At 63.4% G+C, this 15,473-nt stretch carries 12 protein-coding genes and 1 pseudogene; 5 read left to right on the top strand and 8 right to left on the bottom strand.

The annotated features are described in order from the left end of the window. Positions 1–86 precede the first annotated feature (86 nt). Positions 87–2,306, top strand: coding sequence for a PBP1A family penicillin-binding protein (locus V1288_RS12990; RefSeq protein WP_334357407.1), 2,220 nt, complete (start codon positions 87–89; stop codon positions 2,304–2,306). A gap of 73 nt (positions 2,307–2,379) precedes the next feature. On the opposite strand, the pseudogene V1288_RS12985 reads toward V1288_RS12990, so the two are convergent. From V1288_RS12985 to V1288_RS12970, 4 genes and pseudogenes are all read right to left on the bottom strand, one after another. After that, positions 2,380–3,230, bottom strand: a pseudogene (locus tag V1288_RS12985) (M48 family metallopeptidase). A gap of 197 nt (positions 3,231–3,427) precedes the next feature. Beyond that, positions 3,428–4,777, bottom strand: coding sequence for a polyhydroxyalkanoate depolymerase (locus V1288_RS12980; RefSeq protein WP_334357406.1), 1,350 nt, complete (start codon positions 4,775–4,777; stop codon positions 3,428–3,430). Between the two features lie 128 nt (positions 4,778–4,905). Then, positions 4,906–5,673, bottom strand: a complete 768-nt coding sequence (locus V1288_RS12975) for an ABC transporter permease (protein WP_334361296.1) — start codon at positions 5,671–5,673, stop codon at positions 4,906–4,908. A 65-nt stretch (positions 5,674–5,738) separates the two neighbouring features. Next, positions 5,739–6,530, bottom strand: coding sequence for an ABC transporter ATP-binding protein (locus V1288_RS12970; RefSeq protein WP_334357405.1), 792 nt, complete (start codon positions 6,528–6,530; stop codon positions 5,739–5,741). A 246-nt stretch (positions 6,531–6,776) separates the two neighbouring features. Here V1288_RS12970 and V1288_RS12965 point away from each other — a divergent pair, with 246 nt between their 5' ends. Further along, a complete protein-coding gene (locus V1288_RS12965) occupies positions 6,777–8,099 on the top strand; it encodes an ActS/PrrB/RegB family redox-sensitive histidine kinase (RefSeq protein WP_334357404.1) in 1,323 nt (440 codons plus the stop codon). Positions 8,100–8,213: 114 nt separating this feature from the next. Further along, complete coding sequence (locus V1288_RS12960) at positions 8,214–8,768, top strand: ActR/PrrA/RegA family redox response regulator transcription factor (protein WP_334357403.1); 555 nt, start codon at positions 8,214–8,216, stop codon at positions 8,766–8,768. Between the two features lie 114 nt (positions 8,769–8,882). On the opposite strand, the gene V1288_RS12955 is transcribed toward V1288_RS12960, so the two are convergent. Further along, a complete protein-coding gene (locus V1288_RS12955) occupies positions 8,883–9,368 on the bottom strand; it encodes an MmcB family DNA repair protein (RefSeq protein WP_334357402.1) in 486 nt (161 codons plus the stop codon). A 167-nt stretch (positions 9,369–9,535) separates the two neighbouring features. Between V1288_RS12955 and V1288_RS12950 the strand changes: the two genes are divergently transcribed. Continuing rightward, entirely contained in the window at positions 9,536–10,654 is a 1,119-nt protein-coding gene (locus V1288_RS12950) for a vWA domain-containing protein (protein ID WP_334357401.1), read from the top strand. A gap of 194 nt (positions 10,655–10,848) precedes the next feature. Here V1288_RS12950 and V1288_RS12945 read toward each other — a convergent pair whose 3' ends face one another. Further along, on the bottom strand, positions 10,849–11,664 hold the full coding sequence (locus V1288_RS12945) for an RMD1 family protein (protein WP_334357400.1): 816 nt from the start codon (positions 11,662–11,664) through the stop codon (positions 10,849–10,851). A 159-nt stretch (positions 11,665–11,823) separates the two neighbouring features. Here V1288_RS12945 and V1288_RS12940 point away from each other — a divergent pair, with 159 nt between their 5' ends. Beyond that, on the top strand, positions 11,824–12,498 hold the full coding sequence (locus tag V1288_RS12940) for an MBL fold metallo-hydrolase (protein WP_334357399.1): 675 nt from the start codon (positions 11,824–11,826) through the stop codon (positions 12,496–12,498). A gap of 26 nt (positions 12,499–12,524) precedes the next feature. Here V1288_RS12940 and V1288_RS12935 read toward each other — a convergent pair whose 3' ends face one another. Then, positions 12,525–13,736 carry an extracellular catalytic domain type 1 short-chain-length polyhydroxyalkanoate depolymerase gene (locus tag V1288_RS12935; protein WP_334357398.1) on the bottom strand — a complete coding sequence of 404 codons (1,212 nt, stop codon included), beginning with the start codon at positions 13,734–13,736 and terminating at the stop codon, positions 12,525–12,527. Positions 13,737–13,862: 126 nt separating this feature from the next. Beyond that, positions 13,863–15,269 (bottom strand): MFS transporter, encoded by a 1,407-nt coding sequence (locus V1288_RS12930; RefSeq protein WP_334357397.1) that lies wholly within the window; start codon positions 15,267–15,269, stop codon positions 13,863–13,865. Between the last annotated feature and the right edge of the window lie 204 nt (positions 15,270–15,473).

The raw sequence follows: 15,473 nt of genomic DNA, 5'->3' as shown, positions 1-15,473 counted from the left end.
TCCTAATCCCGCATTAACCTTTCCGTAACCGACCCTTAAACAGCGCCCGGTAGCCTGCGGCTGGACGGGTGTGAACGGCGTTTGTCATGGCGTGGGGACGGAAAAAGAGCGGCGGACGCAAGGAGCCGCTGTTCGGGCTTCCGGCAGCGCTCGCGGACTTGCGGCTTTCACCTGAGGATCGGATTCCAGCCGCCGTCGACGACGACAAGCCCAAGAAGCCAGTGCCCAAGCGCAAGCACGACGAGGACGACGACGAGCCGCCGCCGCGCGAGCGCAAGCCGCGCGCAGCGAGAGGCGGCGCCAAGCGGCGCTCGAAATCGCGCGGCCGGTTCAGGTTCGGCCGGCTGGTATATTGGGGCGCAGTGCTCGGCCTGTGGGCGGCGATCGCCATCATCGGCGTCGTGATCTGGGTCGGCGCGCATTTGCCGGCGATCCAGTCGCTGGAAATTCCAAAGCGTCCGCCGACCATCCAGATCGTCGGTGTCGACGGCAGCCTGTTGGCCTCACGCGGCGAAATGGCCGGCACCAATGTCGCGCTGAAGGACCTGCCGCCCTATCTGCCGAAGGCCTTCATCGCGATTGAGGACCGCCGGTTCTATTCGCATTACGGCATCGACCCGGTCGGCATCGCCCGCGCGGCGGTCGCCAACGTCCTGCATCGCGGCGTCTCGCAGGGCGGCTCGACGCTGACGCAGCAGCTCGCCAAAAACCTGTTCCTGACCCAGGAACGCACCATGGCGCGCAAGCTGCAGGAGGTGGAACTCGCGCTGTGGCTGGAGCGCAAGCACTCCAAGAACGAAATTCTTGAGCTCTACCTCAACCGCGTCTACTTCGGCTCCGGCGCCTATGGCGTCGAGGCTGCGGCCCAGCGCTATTTCGGCAAGTCCGCGAAAAACGTCACGGTCGCGGAAGCCGCGATGCTGGCGGGCCTCGTCAAGTCGCCGTCACGACTGGCGCCGAACCGCAACCCCGAAGGCGCCGAAGCGCGTGCCCAGATCGTGCTCGCGGCAATGGCAGAGGCCAAATTCATCACCAGCGCCCAGGCCAAGGCCTCGATCGGACATCCCTCCTATAGTGTGAAGCCGGCCGGCGCCGGCACGGTCAATTACGTCGCCGACTGGATCGGCGAGGTGCTAGACGATCTCGTCGGCCAGATCGACCAGAGCATCGTGGTCGAAACCACGATCGATCCGAAGCTGCAGAGCACAGCCGAAGCCGCCATCATCGACGAGCTCGCTGCAAAGAGCGTGAAATTCAACGTCACGCAAGGCGCGCTGGTGGCGATGACACCCGAGGGCGCGGTGCGCGCCATGGTGGGCGGACGGAACTATGCCGACAGCCAGTACAACCGCGCGGTGACCGCAAAACGCCAGCCGGGCTCGGCGTTCAAGCCGTTCATCTATCTGACCGCAATCGAAGGCGGCCTGACGCCGGAAACGATCCGCCAGGACGCGCCGCTCGATCTTAAGGGATGGCGCCCGGAGAACTACACCCATGAATATTTCGGCGCAGTGACGCTGACGCAGGCACTGGCGATGTCGCTCAACACGGTCGCGGTGCGGCTCGGCCTCGAAGTCGGACCGAAGAACGTGGTGCGGACCGCGCACCGGCTCGGGATTTCATCGAAGCTCGAGGCCAATCCCTCGATCGCGCTGGGTACTTCGGAGGTGTCCGTCATAGAGCTGGTCGGCGCCTATGCGCCGTTTGCCAATGGCGGGCTCGGCGTCTCCCCGCATGTCGTGACCAAGATCCGCACCAATGAAGGCAAGCTGCTGTATGCGCGGCAGCCCGACCAGCTCGGCCAGGTGATCGAACCGCGCCATGTCGCGATGATGAACGCGATGATGCAGGAGACCCTGCTCTCTGGCACCGCCCGCAAGGCGGAGATTCCGGGCTGGATGGCCGCCGGCAAGACCGGCACCAGCCAGGATTTCCGCGACGCCTGGTTCATCGGCTATACGGCGAACCTCGTCACCGGCGTCTGGCTGGGCAATGACGACAATTCGCCGACCAAGAAGGCGACTGGCGGCGGCCTGCCGGTGGAAGTCTGGACCCGCTTCATGCGCACGGCGCATCAGGGCGTGGCAGTAGCGGGTTTGCCGAACTCGCAGCGCGGCGGCTTCATGTCGAACCTGTTCCAGACCTCGCAAGTCAGCGCGGCGTCTCAGCCGGCGCCGGCTTCCTCAGGCGGCTCATACCGGCCGCCGTCGGCGCGCAACTCCGCGCCGCCGCCGAATCCAAATGCGCGCCCCGAGGCGGCAGCGGGGCTTGATGGCTGGCTCGTTGATCGGTTGTTTGGAAGATGAGTTAAGTCGGAGCCAGAAGCCCGGATGGAGCGCAGCGCAATCCGGGATCAGTTTACCCGCTTGCGATTGACCCCTAATCCTCGGCCCCATAGCGATGCAAATCGTTGCCGTAGGTGTCGAGCCAGCGCTTGGCGCGTTCGACATGGTCGCAGATACGGTCGACGACCCGCCAGAACCTGGGCGAGTGGTTCATCTCGACGAGATGGGCGACCTCATGGGCGGCGAGGTAGTCCAGCACATAGGGCGGCGCGAGGATCAATCGCCAGGAGTACGACAATGAGCCGGCCGAGGTGCATGATCCCCAGCGGCTCGACTGGTCGCGGATCGATACCCGTCGGACCCGGACACCGAGATCCGCCGCGTAGGCCAGCGACGCCTTGTGCAAATCCTTGCGCGCTTCGCGCTTGAGAAAGTCGTGGACGCGCCGGTCCATATGCTCGAAACCGCCGGCCACGCAGAGAAGCTTCTCGCCGCTGTCGCGCGTTTCGGTCCATACCGTGCCGCGCTCGCCTGCGCGATGCACGATCCGATGCGGAACACCGCGCAACGGTATGACAGTGCCGGCCTGAAACGGCGCCGCCTTCGGCAAGCGACCAAGGCGCGCGGCGATCCAGCCGCCGTGGAGCTGCGCAAAATCCTTGGCCTCCATGATCGTACCCCGCGGGGGCATCGTCAGGATGGCTTCGCGATCCGTCGGATGAATGCGCAAGGTGTAACGCCGCGCGCGGCGGTGCCGGCGCAACCTGATCGCAAAGACTTGCGAGCCGTGTTTGACCAAAAGAGTCGCGGGTTCGGCGGGCCGCCGATAAAGGAGGGCGCGAGTAGCCATGTCTTGGAGTCCGGGGAGCAGGAGTTCGCCCGGATTCTGCCATATCCGCCGCCAGGGAAATCGCATCTAAATTGCTCGGCGCAAAAACAAATCATTTGCCCAATATACAGGGGCTGGGGCTCAAATAGCCTCTACCGGCAGGGGCTGGAACCCAAAATTTTGGTTGGAACCGGGGGTCAAAAGCGGCCTCAAGGAGTGAGTCTGAACTCACCCCTTGATTCGACCTGAATCCGGAATGTTTGAATCTTCTCAGCAGCTTATCGGCGGCTCGGAATCGATGCCGCCTGGGGCACTATTCGGCTGCACGGACCAATGTCGGCTTGGTACTAGCCGCTGAAATGTTGGTATTGGCTGCCGACAGCATGAAATCGGAGATGCGCGGCACGATTTCGGAACGGAATCGCGATCCGTTGAACACGCCGTAGTGCCCAACGCCCTTTTGCACGTAATGCACACGGCGATGATCGGGAATCGCAGGGCACAGCGCGTGCGTCGCTTCGGTCTGTCCGAGTCCGGAGATGTCGTCATTCTCGCCTTCGACCGTCATCAGCGCCACGCGACGGATTTTCGACGGATCGACCGGCTTGCCGCGATGGGTCATCTCACCCTTGGGCAGCGCGTGCTTGACGAAGACGAGGTCGACGGTCTGCAGGTAATATTCAGCCGTCAGATCCATCACCGCGAGATACTCGTCGTAGAACTCTCGGTGCTTGTCGACCATGTCGCCGTCGCCCTTCACCAGATTGTTGAACAGCGCCTTGTGTGCGTCGGTATGGCGATCGAGGTTCATGGTGATGAAGCCCGAGAGCTGCAGGAAGCCCGGATAGACGTCACGCATCACGCCGGGATGCGGGAACGGCACCTTGGTAATCACATGGTTGCGGAACCATTCACTGCCGCGCTCGGCCGCGAGGTTGTTCACCGAGGTCGGATTGCGCCTTGTATCGATTGGGCCGCCCATCAGCGTCATCGACAGCGGCACGAATGGATCGCGCGCGGCTTCCATCACGGAAACCGCCGCCACCACGGGTACCGACGGCTGGCACACTGCGATCACATGCATGTTGCCGCCGAGCACGTTCAGCATCTCGATGACGTAGTCGACATAGTCGTCGAGATCGAAACGGCCCTCGGCGAGGGGAACCATGCGCGCGTCGGACCAGTCGGTGATGTAGACTTCATGCGTCGGCAGGAAGGCCTCGACCGTGCCACGCAGCAGCGTTGCGTAGTGGCCGGACATCGGCGCCACGATCAGCACGCGCGGATGGGGGCTGCGCAGCGGCCGAAGCAGCTTGCGATCGAAATGCAGCAGACGGCAGAACGGCTTTTCCCAGATCGAGCGGACCTCGACCGGCGTGCGGATGCCGTTAACCTCGGTGAAGTCGAGCCCCCATTCGGGCTTGCCGTAGCGGCGCGTGGTGCGCTCGAACAATTCGCAGGCCGCCGCTATCGATTTGCCGAACTGCGTATGCGAAAAGGGATTAAGCGGATTTTGAAACAGGATCTTGGTCGCATCGGTCACGGCGCGAGCCGGGTTGAGCGACGCGTGGCCCATTTCGTACATCCAGTACATCGGCGTCGTAAGCGCCGGACTGCCTTCTGCCACCAGTGGCGGTGCGCCACCAAACTCACCAATCGGCATTTTATTTCTGACCTCTGTTTTGCGCCGCAGCATAGTGCAGAATGCGTAATAATGCGTCAATGGACCGATTAGTTATGTCCACGCATCAAAAGGCCTAAAACCCCCGCGAAACCACGGGAAACTGTGACTTATTCGCCACCCCCGAGCAAAGATCCGTGGTGTTTGGCGCTGCGCAAAAGGGCAAGGAAGGTCGCAAAGGAGGCAGCGAACAGGCCCGCGTTGATGCCAAGCGACCAGACCATCAGGTCGGCCCTGAAGACGTGATCGATCAATAGCGCGCGCATGCCCTCGAACACATAGGTCGGCGGCAGCGTCCAGGCGATGGTTTGCAGCCAGGTGGGTAGCACCGCGACCGGATAATAGATGCAGGCGAGCGGCATCAGGCCGAACATCAGCGTCCAGACGATGCTCTCGGCGCCGAGCCCGTTGCGCAGCACCAGGCCGGATACGAAAATTCCGACCGACCAGCTCGTGAAGATCAGGTTGCAGAAGAATGCGATCAGCGGCAGCCCGATCGCGAAGAAATTGAAATCGAAGAAGAACAGCGCCAACAGCGTCATCGGAATCACACCGATCGCGAGCCGGATCAGGCTCATGATCATCAGCGAGATCAGGAACTCGATCGGCTTTAGCGGGCTCATCATCAGATTGCCGAGGTTGCGCGCCCACATCTCCTCGAGAAACGAGATCGAAAAGCCGAGTTGGCCGCGGAACAGGATGTCCCACAGGATCACCGCGCCGATCAGCGAGCCGCCGGCGCGCGCAAAGAAGCCGTCGTTCTGCGCAATGTAGTTCTGCAGAAAGCCCCAGGTGATGATCTGCAGCGCCGGCCAATAGATCAGCTCCAGCAGCCGTGGCCACGACGACATCAGGAGATACCAGTAGCGCAGCACCATCGCATGGATGCGATGCGCCGAAACCCCATGATGCGTGGCGATCCCGACCTCGCGGGCGACGTTGTTCATGGCGTCCCCTCCGCCACCCGGCCGCGCGCGACGTCGAGGAATACGTCTTCCAGCGTGGTGCGGTTGTAGCGCGCCATGATCTGGTCGGGACTGTCGTCGTCCTCGATGCGGCCACGCTTCATGATGATGACGCGGTCGCACAGCCGCTCCACTTCCAGCATGTTATGCGATGCCAGCAGGATCGTGGCGTCGTGGGTCCTGCGATAATTCTGCAGATGCTGCCGCACCCAGTCGGCGGTATCAGGATCGAGCGAGGCCGTCGGCTCGTCGAGCAACAGCAGCTCCGGCTGGTTGATCAGCGCCTTCGCCAGCGCGACGCGGGTCTTCTGCCCGGCCGAGAGCTTGCCATTGGCGCGATCGAGAAAATCCTTCAGATCGAGGTCGGAGGCGAGCTGCTCGATGCGGTCGGCGAGATTCGCCACCGCATAGAGCCGGCCGAAGATGGTGAGGTTCTGCCGGACCGTGAGCCGCATCGGCATATCGACATACGGGCTCTCGAAATTCATCCGGCCGAGCACGTCGGCGCTCTGGTCCGGCATCGCATGGCCGAGCACCTGGACGCGTCCCGAGGTCGGCAGCACCAGTCCCATGATCATCGCGATCGTCGTGGTCTTGCCGGCGCCATTGCCGCCGAGCAGCCCGGTGACGCTGCCGCGCGCGATCCGAAACGACAAATCATCCACCGCGCGGGTGGTCTTGTAGAGTTTTATGAGATGCGCGACGTCGATCGCGGCGGGGCCTTCCGGCCCTGCCGCGGGCGATTGGGCTGGCGTGGCGTCACCCGTCATCATGCGATCCGTTCATTGAGCCATTGCGGAGGTGAGCGCAAGAAGCTCGTCATACAAGGTCGTCATGCCCGGCTTGTCCCGGGCATCCACGTCTTTCGATCCGTCGGCAGGAAACACGTGGATGGCCGGGCATAGGCGAGCGGCGGCGACGCCGTCCTTCCGGACGGCTATGCCCGGCCAAGACGGAGAAAGCGAACCTGACCGCGCGAATTTGTGATCGCACGCTCCGACAGCTAAACTCCAGCCATGTCCGACGTTGCCTCCGACTTCCGCCTTCCGCACCGCTATGTCCGTCTTGATACGATCCTCCGGCTGCGCTGGCTGGCTGCGCTCGGCCAGCTCACCGCGATCTTCATCGTGGGGCATGGGCTGGAATTCGACTTTCCCGTCATCGCCTGCGTCGCCGTTGTCGGCGTCTCGGCGCTGCTCAATCTCGCGCTGCAAATTGCCTTCAACCCGATGCAGCGGCTGGAACCGGTCTATGCGGCGGCGCTGCTCGCACTCAACATCGTCGAACTGGCCGCGCTGCTGTTCCTGACCGGGGGCTTGCAGAATCCGTTTTCATTTCTGTTCCTCGGCCCGGTCCTGATCTCCGCGACGGTGCTGCCGATCCGGATGACGGTCGGTCTCGGCCTGCTTGCGGTCGCCTGCGCCTCGGCGCTCGTGTTCTTCCATCTGCAGCTACCCTGGGACAGCGAAGATCCGCTGGTGCTGCCGCCGATCTATCTGTTCGGCGTCTGGCTCTCGATCGTGCTCGCGATCGGGGTCACCAGCCTCTATGCGTTCCAGGCAACCGAGGAAGCGCGAAAGCTTTCCGATGCATTGGCCGCGACCGAGTTGGTGCTGACGCGCGAGCAGCATCTGACCCAGCTCGATGGACTTGCGGCTGCCGCCGCGCATGAACTCGGCACGCCGCTGTCGACGATCTTCCTGATTTCACGGGAGCTGGAAAAGACGGTCGACGGCAACGACCCATTGGCCTCCGATCTGAAAACCCTGCGCGAGCAGGCGCAGCGCTGCCGCGACATCCTGGCCAAGATCACCCAGTTGTCCTCCTCCGGCGCGCCGTTCGACCGCATGCCGATTTCGACGCTGATCGAGGAAGTGGTGGCGCCGCATCGCGATTTCGGCGTCGCCATCAAGGTGCGGCTAGCTGTCGCAGCCACGCGCGAGCCGGTCGGCGCCCGGAACCCGGCTATCCTGTACGGCGTCGGCAACATCCTGGAAAATGCTGTCGATTTCGCGCGGACCACGGTGGAGGTGAACGCCTGGTGGAACGCCGATACGGTCGAAATCGTCATTTCGGACGATGGCCCAGGCATTGCCCCCGATATGCTGCATAGGATCGGGGAACCCTATTTATCAAGGCGTCGCAGCGCCGATGAGGCGGACCGCGAACGCACCGGCCTCGGCCTTGGCGTGTTCATCGCCCGCACGCTGCTGGAACGGACCGGCGCCAAGGTTTCCTTCTCCAACCGGACCTTTCCCGATCACGGCGCCGTGGTGCATATCGCCTGGCCCCGCGCCCGCTTCGAGGCTGAGGAAAGTGCTGCCGGGCCAGCGGATTAGGGGAAAGCGCGCCGATCGACTTAGCCGATCGACTTGGGGCCTTGGCAGTGCAAAACTGCCGCGCCATATGCTCTATATCATGCCCTGCATCCGCAACCCCGGGGGAACCCGACCTTGAACGCCATCGCCGAATTGAACGATCTCGCCGACCGCTCGCTGCTGATCGTCGAGGACGACAAGCCGTTTCTCGAGCGCCTGTCGCGCGCGATGGAAACCCGCGGCTTCGCGGTGACGTCCTGCGACACCGTGTCCGACGGGCTGGCGCAAATCAGCAAGGCCGCACCGGCCTTCGCCGTGGTGGACCTGCGGCTCGGCGACGGCAACGGGCTCGACGTGGTGTCGGCGCTGAAGCGCAAGCGCCCGGACGCGCGCACCATCGTGCTGACCGGCTACGGCAACATCGCAACCGCCGTCACCGCGGTGAAGATGGGCGCGGTGGATTATCTCTCGAAACCTGCCGACGCCGACGACGTCGTTGCGGCGCTGCTCGCCAGCGGCACCGAGAAATCCGAACTGCCGTCAAACCCGATGTCGGCGGATCGCGTCCGCTGGGAACACATCCAGCGCATCTACGAGATGTGCAACCGCAACGTCTCGGAGACGGCGCGGCGGCTCAACATGCACCGCCGCACCCTGCAGCGGATTTTGGCCAAGCGCGCGCCGCGGTGATTGCGAACAATTGTAGGGTGGGCAAAGGCGCGCTTGCGCCGTGCCCACCATCTGTCGTCGACCGTGCTGCTTGATGGTGGGCACGCTTCGCTTTGCCCATCCTACGGCCGCGTCTTAAAACTCCCCGTGCCCCTGCGGATCGACCAGGCGGTTGATCCGCAGCGCTGCCGCCATCGCAAAACGCACCGTCATCGATTTGCGCGTCGCCGCGGGCAGGCGATGCTCGGGCGCCTCGCAATGCAGATGGGCGCCGTAAGCGTCGGCGATGATCAGGCCGGTGCCTTCAGGAAAGATCTCGCAAGGAAGGTCCTGCGTGAAGGCGAAGAACAGCCGGTCGCAATGCATCCGGTAGTCCTGCCATTTCTGGTCGGCGCGCAAATCTTCCACCGATGACTTGATCTCGACGATCCAGATTTCACCGCGCTCGTTCAGCGCCACCAGGTCGGCGCGGCGCCCGGAGGGCAGCGGCAACTCGCTGATGCAGGAAAACCCCAGCGACCGCAACAGCCGCGCGGTGCCGCGCGCGATCGCCAGCGCCGTTTCGGATTGGCGGCGGTCCAATGGAGGCACGAGGCTGATCTGGCGGGCGGATGATTCCATGGTCGTGAACCCTATCCGATTTCACGGCGACCACCCAGCAGCGATGCTAAGTCCGGCGCCAAGCCGGCGACAAATTTGTCTGCAGCCCGCCCATTTTTGGACCTCAGCGCACCGTGAAGCCAGGGAACCTTGGCTTTGAGGGACAAAACACTGGAGGAGATTTGACGATGCCACGCATCGCTACCCCCGCTTTTGCCCTCGCGCTCACTGCCCTGTCGCTATCCGCTGGCCTGTCGTCGGCCGTTGCAAAGCCTGCCGTCGAAGTGGCGTTCGTGCTCGACACCACGGGCTCGATGGGTGGCCTGCTCGAAGGCGCCAAGCGCAAGATCTGGTCGATCGCGACCGCGATCGTCGATTCCAATCCCGACGCCGACATCCGCATGGGCCTCGTCGCCTATCGCGACATCGGCGACGACTATGTGACCAGGAAGATCGAACTCACCACTGACATTCAGGATCTTTACGGCCAGCTTCTGGAATTGAAGGCCCGCGGCGGCGGCGACTGGCCGGAAAGCGTCAACGAGGCGCTCGATGTCGCCGTCAACAAGCTGCAATGGACCTCGGGCGGCGACACCAGGCGGATCGTGTTCCTGGTCGGCGATGCGCCGCCGCACATGGATTACGCGCAGGACACCAAATATCCGGTCACGCTGTCGGTCGCCAAGCAGAAGGACATCATCGTCAACGCCGTGCTGGCCGGCAATGCCCAGGACACCGCGCGGATCTGGCGCGACATCGCCCAGAACGGCAACGGCCGCTTCATTCCGATTCCGCAGGACGGCGGCGAAGTAGTCTTGATCGAGACGCCGTTCGACGAGGAGATCATCATCCTGCAGCGGGAGATCAACGGCACCGTGATCCCTTACGGACCGAAACATCTGCAGAAGCGTACCGAGGGCAAGACCAAGCAATTGTCCGAGGTTGCCGCCGTCGCGCCGGCGCAAGCCTCCGAGATGGCGAGCTACCTCAACAAGCGCTCCAAGGCGACGTCGGAGGCCGTCACCGGCAATGGCGACCTCGTCGCCGACGTAACCGCCGGCCGCAAGAGCTTCTCCGCCATCAACGAGGAAGAGCTGCCCGACAATCTGCGCGCGTTGAAGCCCGAACAGCGCATGGACGAGGTCAACAAGCAGATGGGCCAGCGCAGGGCGCTCAACGAAAAACTGTCGGCACTGGTGGCCAAGCGCGATAGATACGTTGCCGACCAGCGCGCCAAGGCGGCGCCGAAAGGGTCGTCGTTCGATCGCGTCGTCGAGGATACGCTGAAGGCGCAGATCAAGCGGTAAGTCGTTGACGTCGCGAGGGCCCCTCAACGAGTCGTCCCCGCCTGGTGCGCAATTGCGCACGGGGCGCGGGGACCCATAATCACCGGCGCGCGTCGTTGCGCCGGGCTGGAACTACAGCCGTCGCACAGCACACGCCTGTGGTTATGGATCCCGGCTCAGCGCTCGCTTTGCTCGCTTGGCCGGGACGACAGAGATCAGGCGTGCCGACCCAAGGCGAGTTGATAGATCGTCATCATCACCTCGAACAGGATCAGGAGCACGATAATCACTTCGAGCCGCAGCGAGCGCCTTGTGTCGATGATATCGGTCAGCACCTGCGCGCTCTCGGCGATCACGGCGAGCTTGCCGTTCAGCGATTCCGCGCGCTCCTTGAGCTCATACTCGTCTTCCAGCCGGGCATACAGCCGCTCCAGATGCGGCTTGTCCCAAAGCACGTCGGGTTTTTCTTCCACTTCGACCGGTCCCGACACCCGGTGCCGTACCAGAAGCGCGTTGCCGATATTTTTCAGGATCGAGCGGCGGCCGCCGCGCATGCGCCCACTCTGCGCCAGTTCCCGCGCGAACGGTTCGGTCGTGTCAAAGACGCTGGCAACTTCGCGTTCATGCCGAGCCAGAACGACGCTCTTCGCCAGCGCCTCGCTGATCAGGATCAGCCGGTCAGGCGACAGGCTTTGCAGGCAGAGCGGACCGCCGGGGGGAATCTGGTCCTCCTTTTCCGGAGCCAGCTCGATGATTGCGGTTTCCTCGTCGCGCCGCGCAAACTTGCCCGTCATGCGATGGTCCAGGCCGCGAAGGAATTCCTCCTCTTCCAGCGCATTCAGCCCGATCAGAACCACCACGCCATAGCGGAAGAGAACCGCAACGCCGTTTTCCTTGACGCGAAATGCCAGCGGCGTCGTTGCCAGAACATCGCCGCGCTCGAGACCCGACGTGGTGAGGCGATCGCTGACAAAAAATGCCCGGGCCGTCGTGCGGGTCCCGCCGAGCGGCGATTTGGAGGCCTGGTTCATCAACTGCGCATCCCGAACGAAATCGCGATCTGACCGATGCGATTTCCGGCTTTCGCCACTAAATATCCTGACGTGCAAACCCTATCACGGACTGAAATGGACCTCATATCGGTTCCCGCCCGTGTTGACCCCATTTCAAGGTGGAATATGGTGCCTGCCATGGATGACAAAACCGAGACCCAGGCCAAGGCCGGCGCGATGATCGTGCCGGTGACGCTGTTCGAGCAGAACTGCACCATCATCTGGCACGAGCCTTCCAAGAAGGCTGTGGTGGTCGACCCCGGCGGGGACGTTCCCAAGATCCTGGAGGCGATCAAGCAGACCGGCGTCACGGTCGAAAAAATCTGGCTGACGCACGGCCATATCGACCATGTCGGCGGCGCGGCTGATTTGCGCGACGCGCTGCAGGTGAAGATCGAGGGGCCACACATCGCCGACAAGTACCTGCTCGACAATGTCGTGAGCAGCGGCGAGCGCTTCGGCATGACCGGAGTGCGCAATTTCGGGCCGGACCGCTGGCTCGATGAAGGCGATCAGGTTTCGATCGGTGATCTCACCTTCGACATCCTGCACTGCCCCGGCCATTCACCGGGCAGCGTGGTGTTCTTCAACAAGGAATTGCGCTTCGCCCATGTCGGCGACGTGCTGTTCAACGGCTCGGTCGGGCGCACGGATCTGCCCGGCGGCAGCCACGCCACGCTGATCAATTCGATCAAGGAAAAGCTATTACCGCTCGGTGACGATGTCGGCTTCATCTGCGGCCACGGCGCGGGCTCCAGCATCGGCCAGGAACGCCTGACCAACCCGTTCATCACCGGCGAGATCGGAATTTAATTCCGCTGAGCTGAAGGCAGGCCCAGCTACTTCATCAATCCCGCGGCCGTCAGCGCGCGGGTGATGACGGCGCCGACGTCGATGCCGCGGCGCTTTGGTTCGCGCGGCGCTGGCTTGGGTTGGCGAACCGGCTTGTGGGACCTCGACCAGAGCGTGGCGGCGAGATCGGACGACTGCAGAGATTCCGTGGCAGCGGATAGAACGACCTTCGACGCCGGCGCCGGTTTGGCCGCTTCGCTGACCGGACTGACGCGCCCGGTCAGGCCGAAGAAATCGGCGATGTGATAGGACGACGAGATGCCCGCTTCGATCAGGAACGCGCCTTCAGCCCCATAACGCTCATCATTGCCGGCCAAGCCCAGCGGCGTACCATGGGCCATGTCGGTGATGGTGTAGGACTCGACGACGGTCTCGCCGTCGGCGTTCCACCAGACCTCGCGCGGGTGGCCGTCGACATCCCCTGTCGACATCGGCGCAGCGGGCAGGCCGTGGACGTCGAGCCACTGCTTGACGATTTCGTTGGCGTTGCCGGGGTTCACCGTGCGGTCGGCGCTGCCGTGCCACACCGACACTTTCGGCCAGGGCCCCCTGTGCCTGGAGGCCTTGCGGACGAGATCGCCCAACTTGCCGGCGGGGCGCGATGTCGACTGCATCATGCCGCCGAGCGCTTCCCGGACATTGCTCGCGATGCCGTAGGGCAGACCGGCGATGATGGCGCCGCCCGCAAACACTTCCGGATAGACAGCCAGCATCACCGACGTCATCGCGCCGCCGGCGGAAAGGCCGGTGATATAGATGCGGCGGGGATCGATTTTGTGATCGGCGACCATCCGCGCGACCATCTGCCGGATCGACGCGGCTTCGCCGCGGCCGCGCGCGATATCGCCCGGATTGAACCAGTTGAAACAGGTGTTGGCGTTATTGGCGGCCTGCTGTTCGGGCATCAGCAACGCAAAGCCGTAGCGCTTGGCGAGCGTCGACCAGCCGGTGCCGAAGTCATAGCCCGCGGCGGTCTGGCCGCAGCCGTGCAGGACGACGACGAGCGCGGATGCGCGTGGCAACTGCTCCGGCACATAGGCAAACATTTTTAGCGCGCCGGGATTGGTGCCGAATCCGTTGATTTCAACAAGCGGGCTCTGCCCCGCCGGCGAAGTGCTTCGGCTATAGATTCCCAAGCCATTGAACCCGTTCAGCTTCGGGAAATGGCGCAAGAATTCGACGTTCTTCGCGAGCGACAAGATGGCTCCTGGGGCGATTGTTCTTGAATCAACCTTACCCAGAACAGATAGTTGCTGCACTGCAAAATAAAAAGACCGTGCACTGTCATTCCCCACAATCAAATTTTGGCAATTGACGTTAATTTGTCATCCCGTGACCCGACGCATCCATGTCAGTAATGCGGCACAGACGATAATCGACAGCGCAAACAGCGCGCAGGCGGCAAGCAGCGCCAGCCGAGCCGACCGGGCTGATTCGATGGCGAAGAAGACCGCGCCGATCGCCGCGACGCCGGCCGCGTTGGCGATTTGCGCCGTCGTGCCGTACATGCCGGAGCTCGCGCCGGCGCTGGCCGGCCTCACGGTCGAGAGCACGGCGCTGGACAACGGCGCCATCACGAGCCCCTGGCCGTAACCGAAGATCGTCAGCACCAGCGCCAGTATCATTGCGGACGGCGCAGCGATCCATTCGATCGCCGTCACCAATGCCGCAAGGCCGGCAATCTGCACCGCGCAGCCCTCGATCAGCACCAGCGTGCCGCGATGTTTGGCGCGTACACCACTATGCCGCGAGGCGATCACGAAGGTCAGCGCCAGAGGCAGGAAGACCAGCCCGGCCTGCAGCGGCGGAATATGCAGCCCGTTCTGCAGGTAGATCGTGATGACGAGGTAGAACGACAGGTTGGCGAAGAAGAAAAAGAACACGGCCACCAACCCGCGCATGAACGCCTTGTCCGCCAGCAACGAAAGGTCGATCAGCGGCATGCCACCGCTGTGGGCGACCGCGCGCTCCAGCCGCAGGAAGACGGCGATGATGACCGCGCCGCCCGCCATCGCCAGCCAGACTGAGGGCGACCAGTGCAAATCATGGCCGAACAGCAGCGGGCCGATCACGCATAGCAGGCCGAGAAACAGCACGATGGCGCCGGGAATATCCAGCCGCGTGCCGGCGCGGCGCGGCACTGTCGGCATGATCCTGAAGGCCGCGGCCATGATGATTGCGCCAAACGGCACGTTGACGAAAAACACCGTGCGCCAGCCGAGCCCGGCCAGATCGGATGTCACCAACAGGCCGCCGAGCAGGAAACCTGCTGCACCGGCAAGCCCGAGCACGATGCCGTAAATGCCGAAGGCGCGTCCGCGCGAGGCATCCGCGAACAACAGATGAATGGTGGCAAGCACCTGCGGCACCATCAACGCCGCCGTCGCGCCCTGCGCCAGCCGTGCCGCGATCAATTCGGGGCCGGATTGCGCCAATGCGCACCACAGCGAGGTGACGGTGAAGCCCGCCACGCCTGCAATGAACACGTTTCGTGTGCCGTAGATATCGCCGAGCCGCCCGCCGGTGATGACCAGCGTGGCATAGGCGATCAGGTAGATCGCGATGACCGCCTCGATCTGCGCCGCGCTCGCATGCAGTTCGGCCGCAATGGTCGGGATCGCGACGTTGACGATGAAGGCATCGACCCCGAACATGAATTGCGCCGCGACGACAGTCGCGAGCACCCACCAGCGGCGCGACGTATCGAGGGGAGCCGAGACGATCTGATGCATCAGGAGGAGCCTTGTCCGGAAACCGTTGCATCTCATGATCTCAGCGTTTGGTCATCCCGGCGATCACCCCTGAGGTAAGCATTCCGTTCTGCCTCTGCCGCCAAGGAGAGAGCGGCACGCCCGCCATCGCCGCAGGATCCGGTTAACTGTTTCAAATCCCCTCGTGAACGTGGCCTGGTCTGGATGCGACCAAGCAACATCAAC

It is taken from the genome of Bradyrhizobium sp. AZCC 2176 (assembly GCF_036924645.1).
Taxonomy (GTDB): Bacteria; Pseudomonadota; Alphaproteobacteria; order Rhizobiales; family Xanthobacteraceae; genus Bradyrhizobium.
Note: the sequence above shows the minus strand (reverse complement) of the source record. Positions and strands in the feature narration are given on the sequence as shown.

Excerpts from the sequence above, each read along its gene's own strand:
- V1288_RS12980 (WP_334357406.1), bottom strand. The coding sequence starts at position 4,777 with ATGCCGATTGGTGAGTTTGGTGGCGCACCGCCACTGGTGGCAGAAGGC.
- V1288_RS12930 (WP_334357397.1), bottom strand. The coding sequence starts at position 15,269 with ATGCATCAGATCGTCTCGGCTCCCCTCGATACGTCGCGCCGCTGGTGG.
- V1288_RS12970 (WP_334357405.1), bottom strand. The coding sequence starts at position 6,530 with ATGACGGGTGACGCCACGCCAGCCCAATCGCCCGCGGCAGGGCCGGAA.
- V1288_RS12975 (WP_334361296.1), bottom strand. The coding sequence starts at position 5,673 with ATGGTGCTGCGCTACTGGTATCTCCTGATGTCGTCGTGGCCACGGCTG.
- V1288_RS12965 (WP_334357404.1), top strand. The coding sequence starts at position 6,777 with ATGTCCGACGTTGCCTCCGACTTCCGCCTTCCGCACCGCTATGTCCGT.
- V1288_RS12945 (WP_334357400.1), bottom strand. The coding sequence starts at position 11,664 with ATGAACCAGGCCTCCAAATCGCCGCTCGGCGGGACCCGCACGACGGCC.
- V1288_RS12955 (WP_334357402.1), bottom strand. The coding sequence starts at position 9,368 with ATGGAATCATCCGCCCGCCAGATCAGCCTCGTGCCTCCATTGGACCGC.
- V1288_RS12990 (WP_334357407.1), top strand. The coding sequence starts at position 87 with ATGGCGTGGGGACGGAAAAAGAGCGGCGGACGCAAGGAGCCGCTGTTC.
- V1288_RS12940 (WP_334357399.1), top strand. The coding sequence starts at position 11,824 with ATGGATGACAAAACCGAGACCCAGGCCAAGGCCGGCGCGATGATCGTG.
- V1288_RS12950 (WP_334357401.1), top strand. The coding sequence starts at position 9,536 with ATGCCACGCATCGCTACCCCCGCTTTTGCCCTCGCGCTCACTGCCCTG.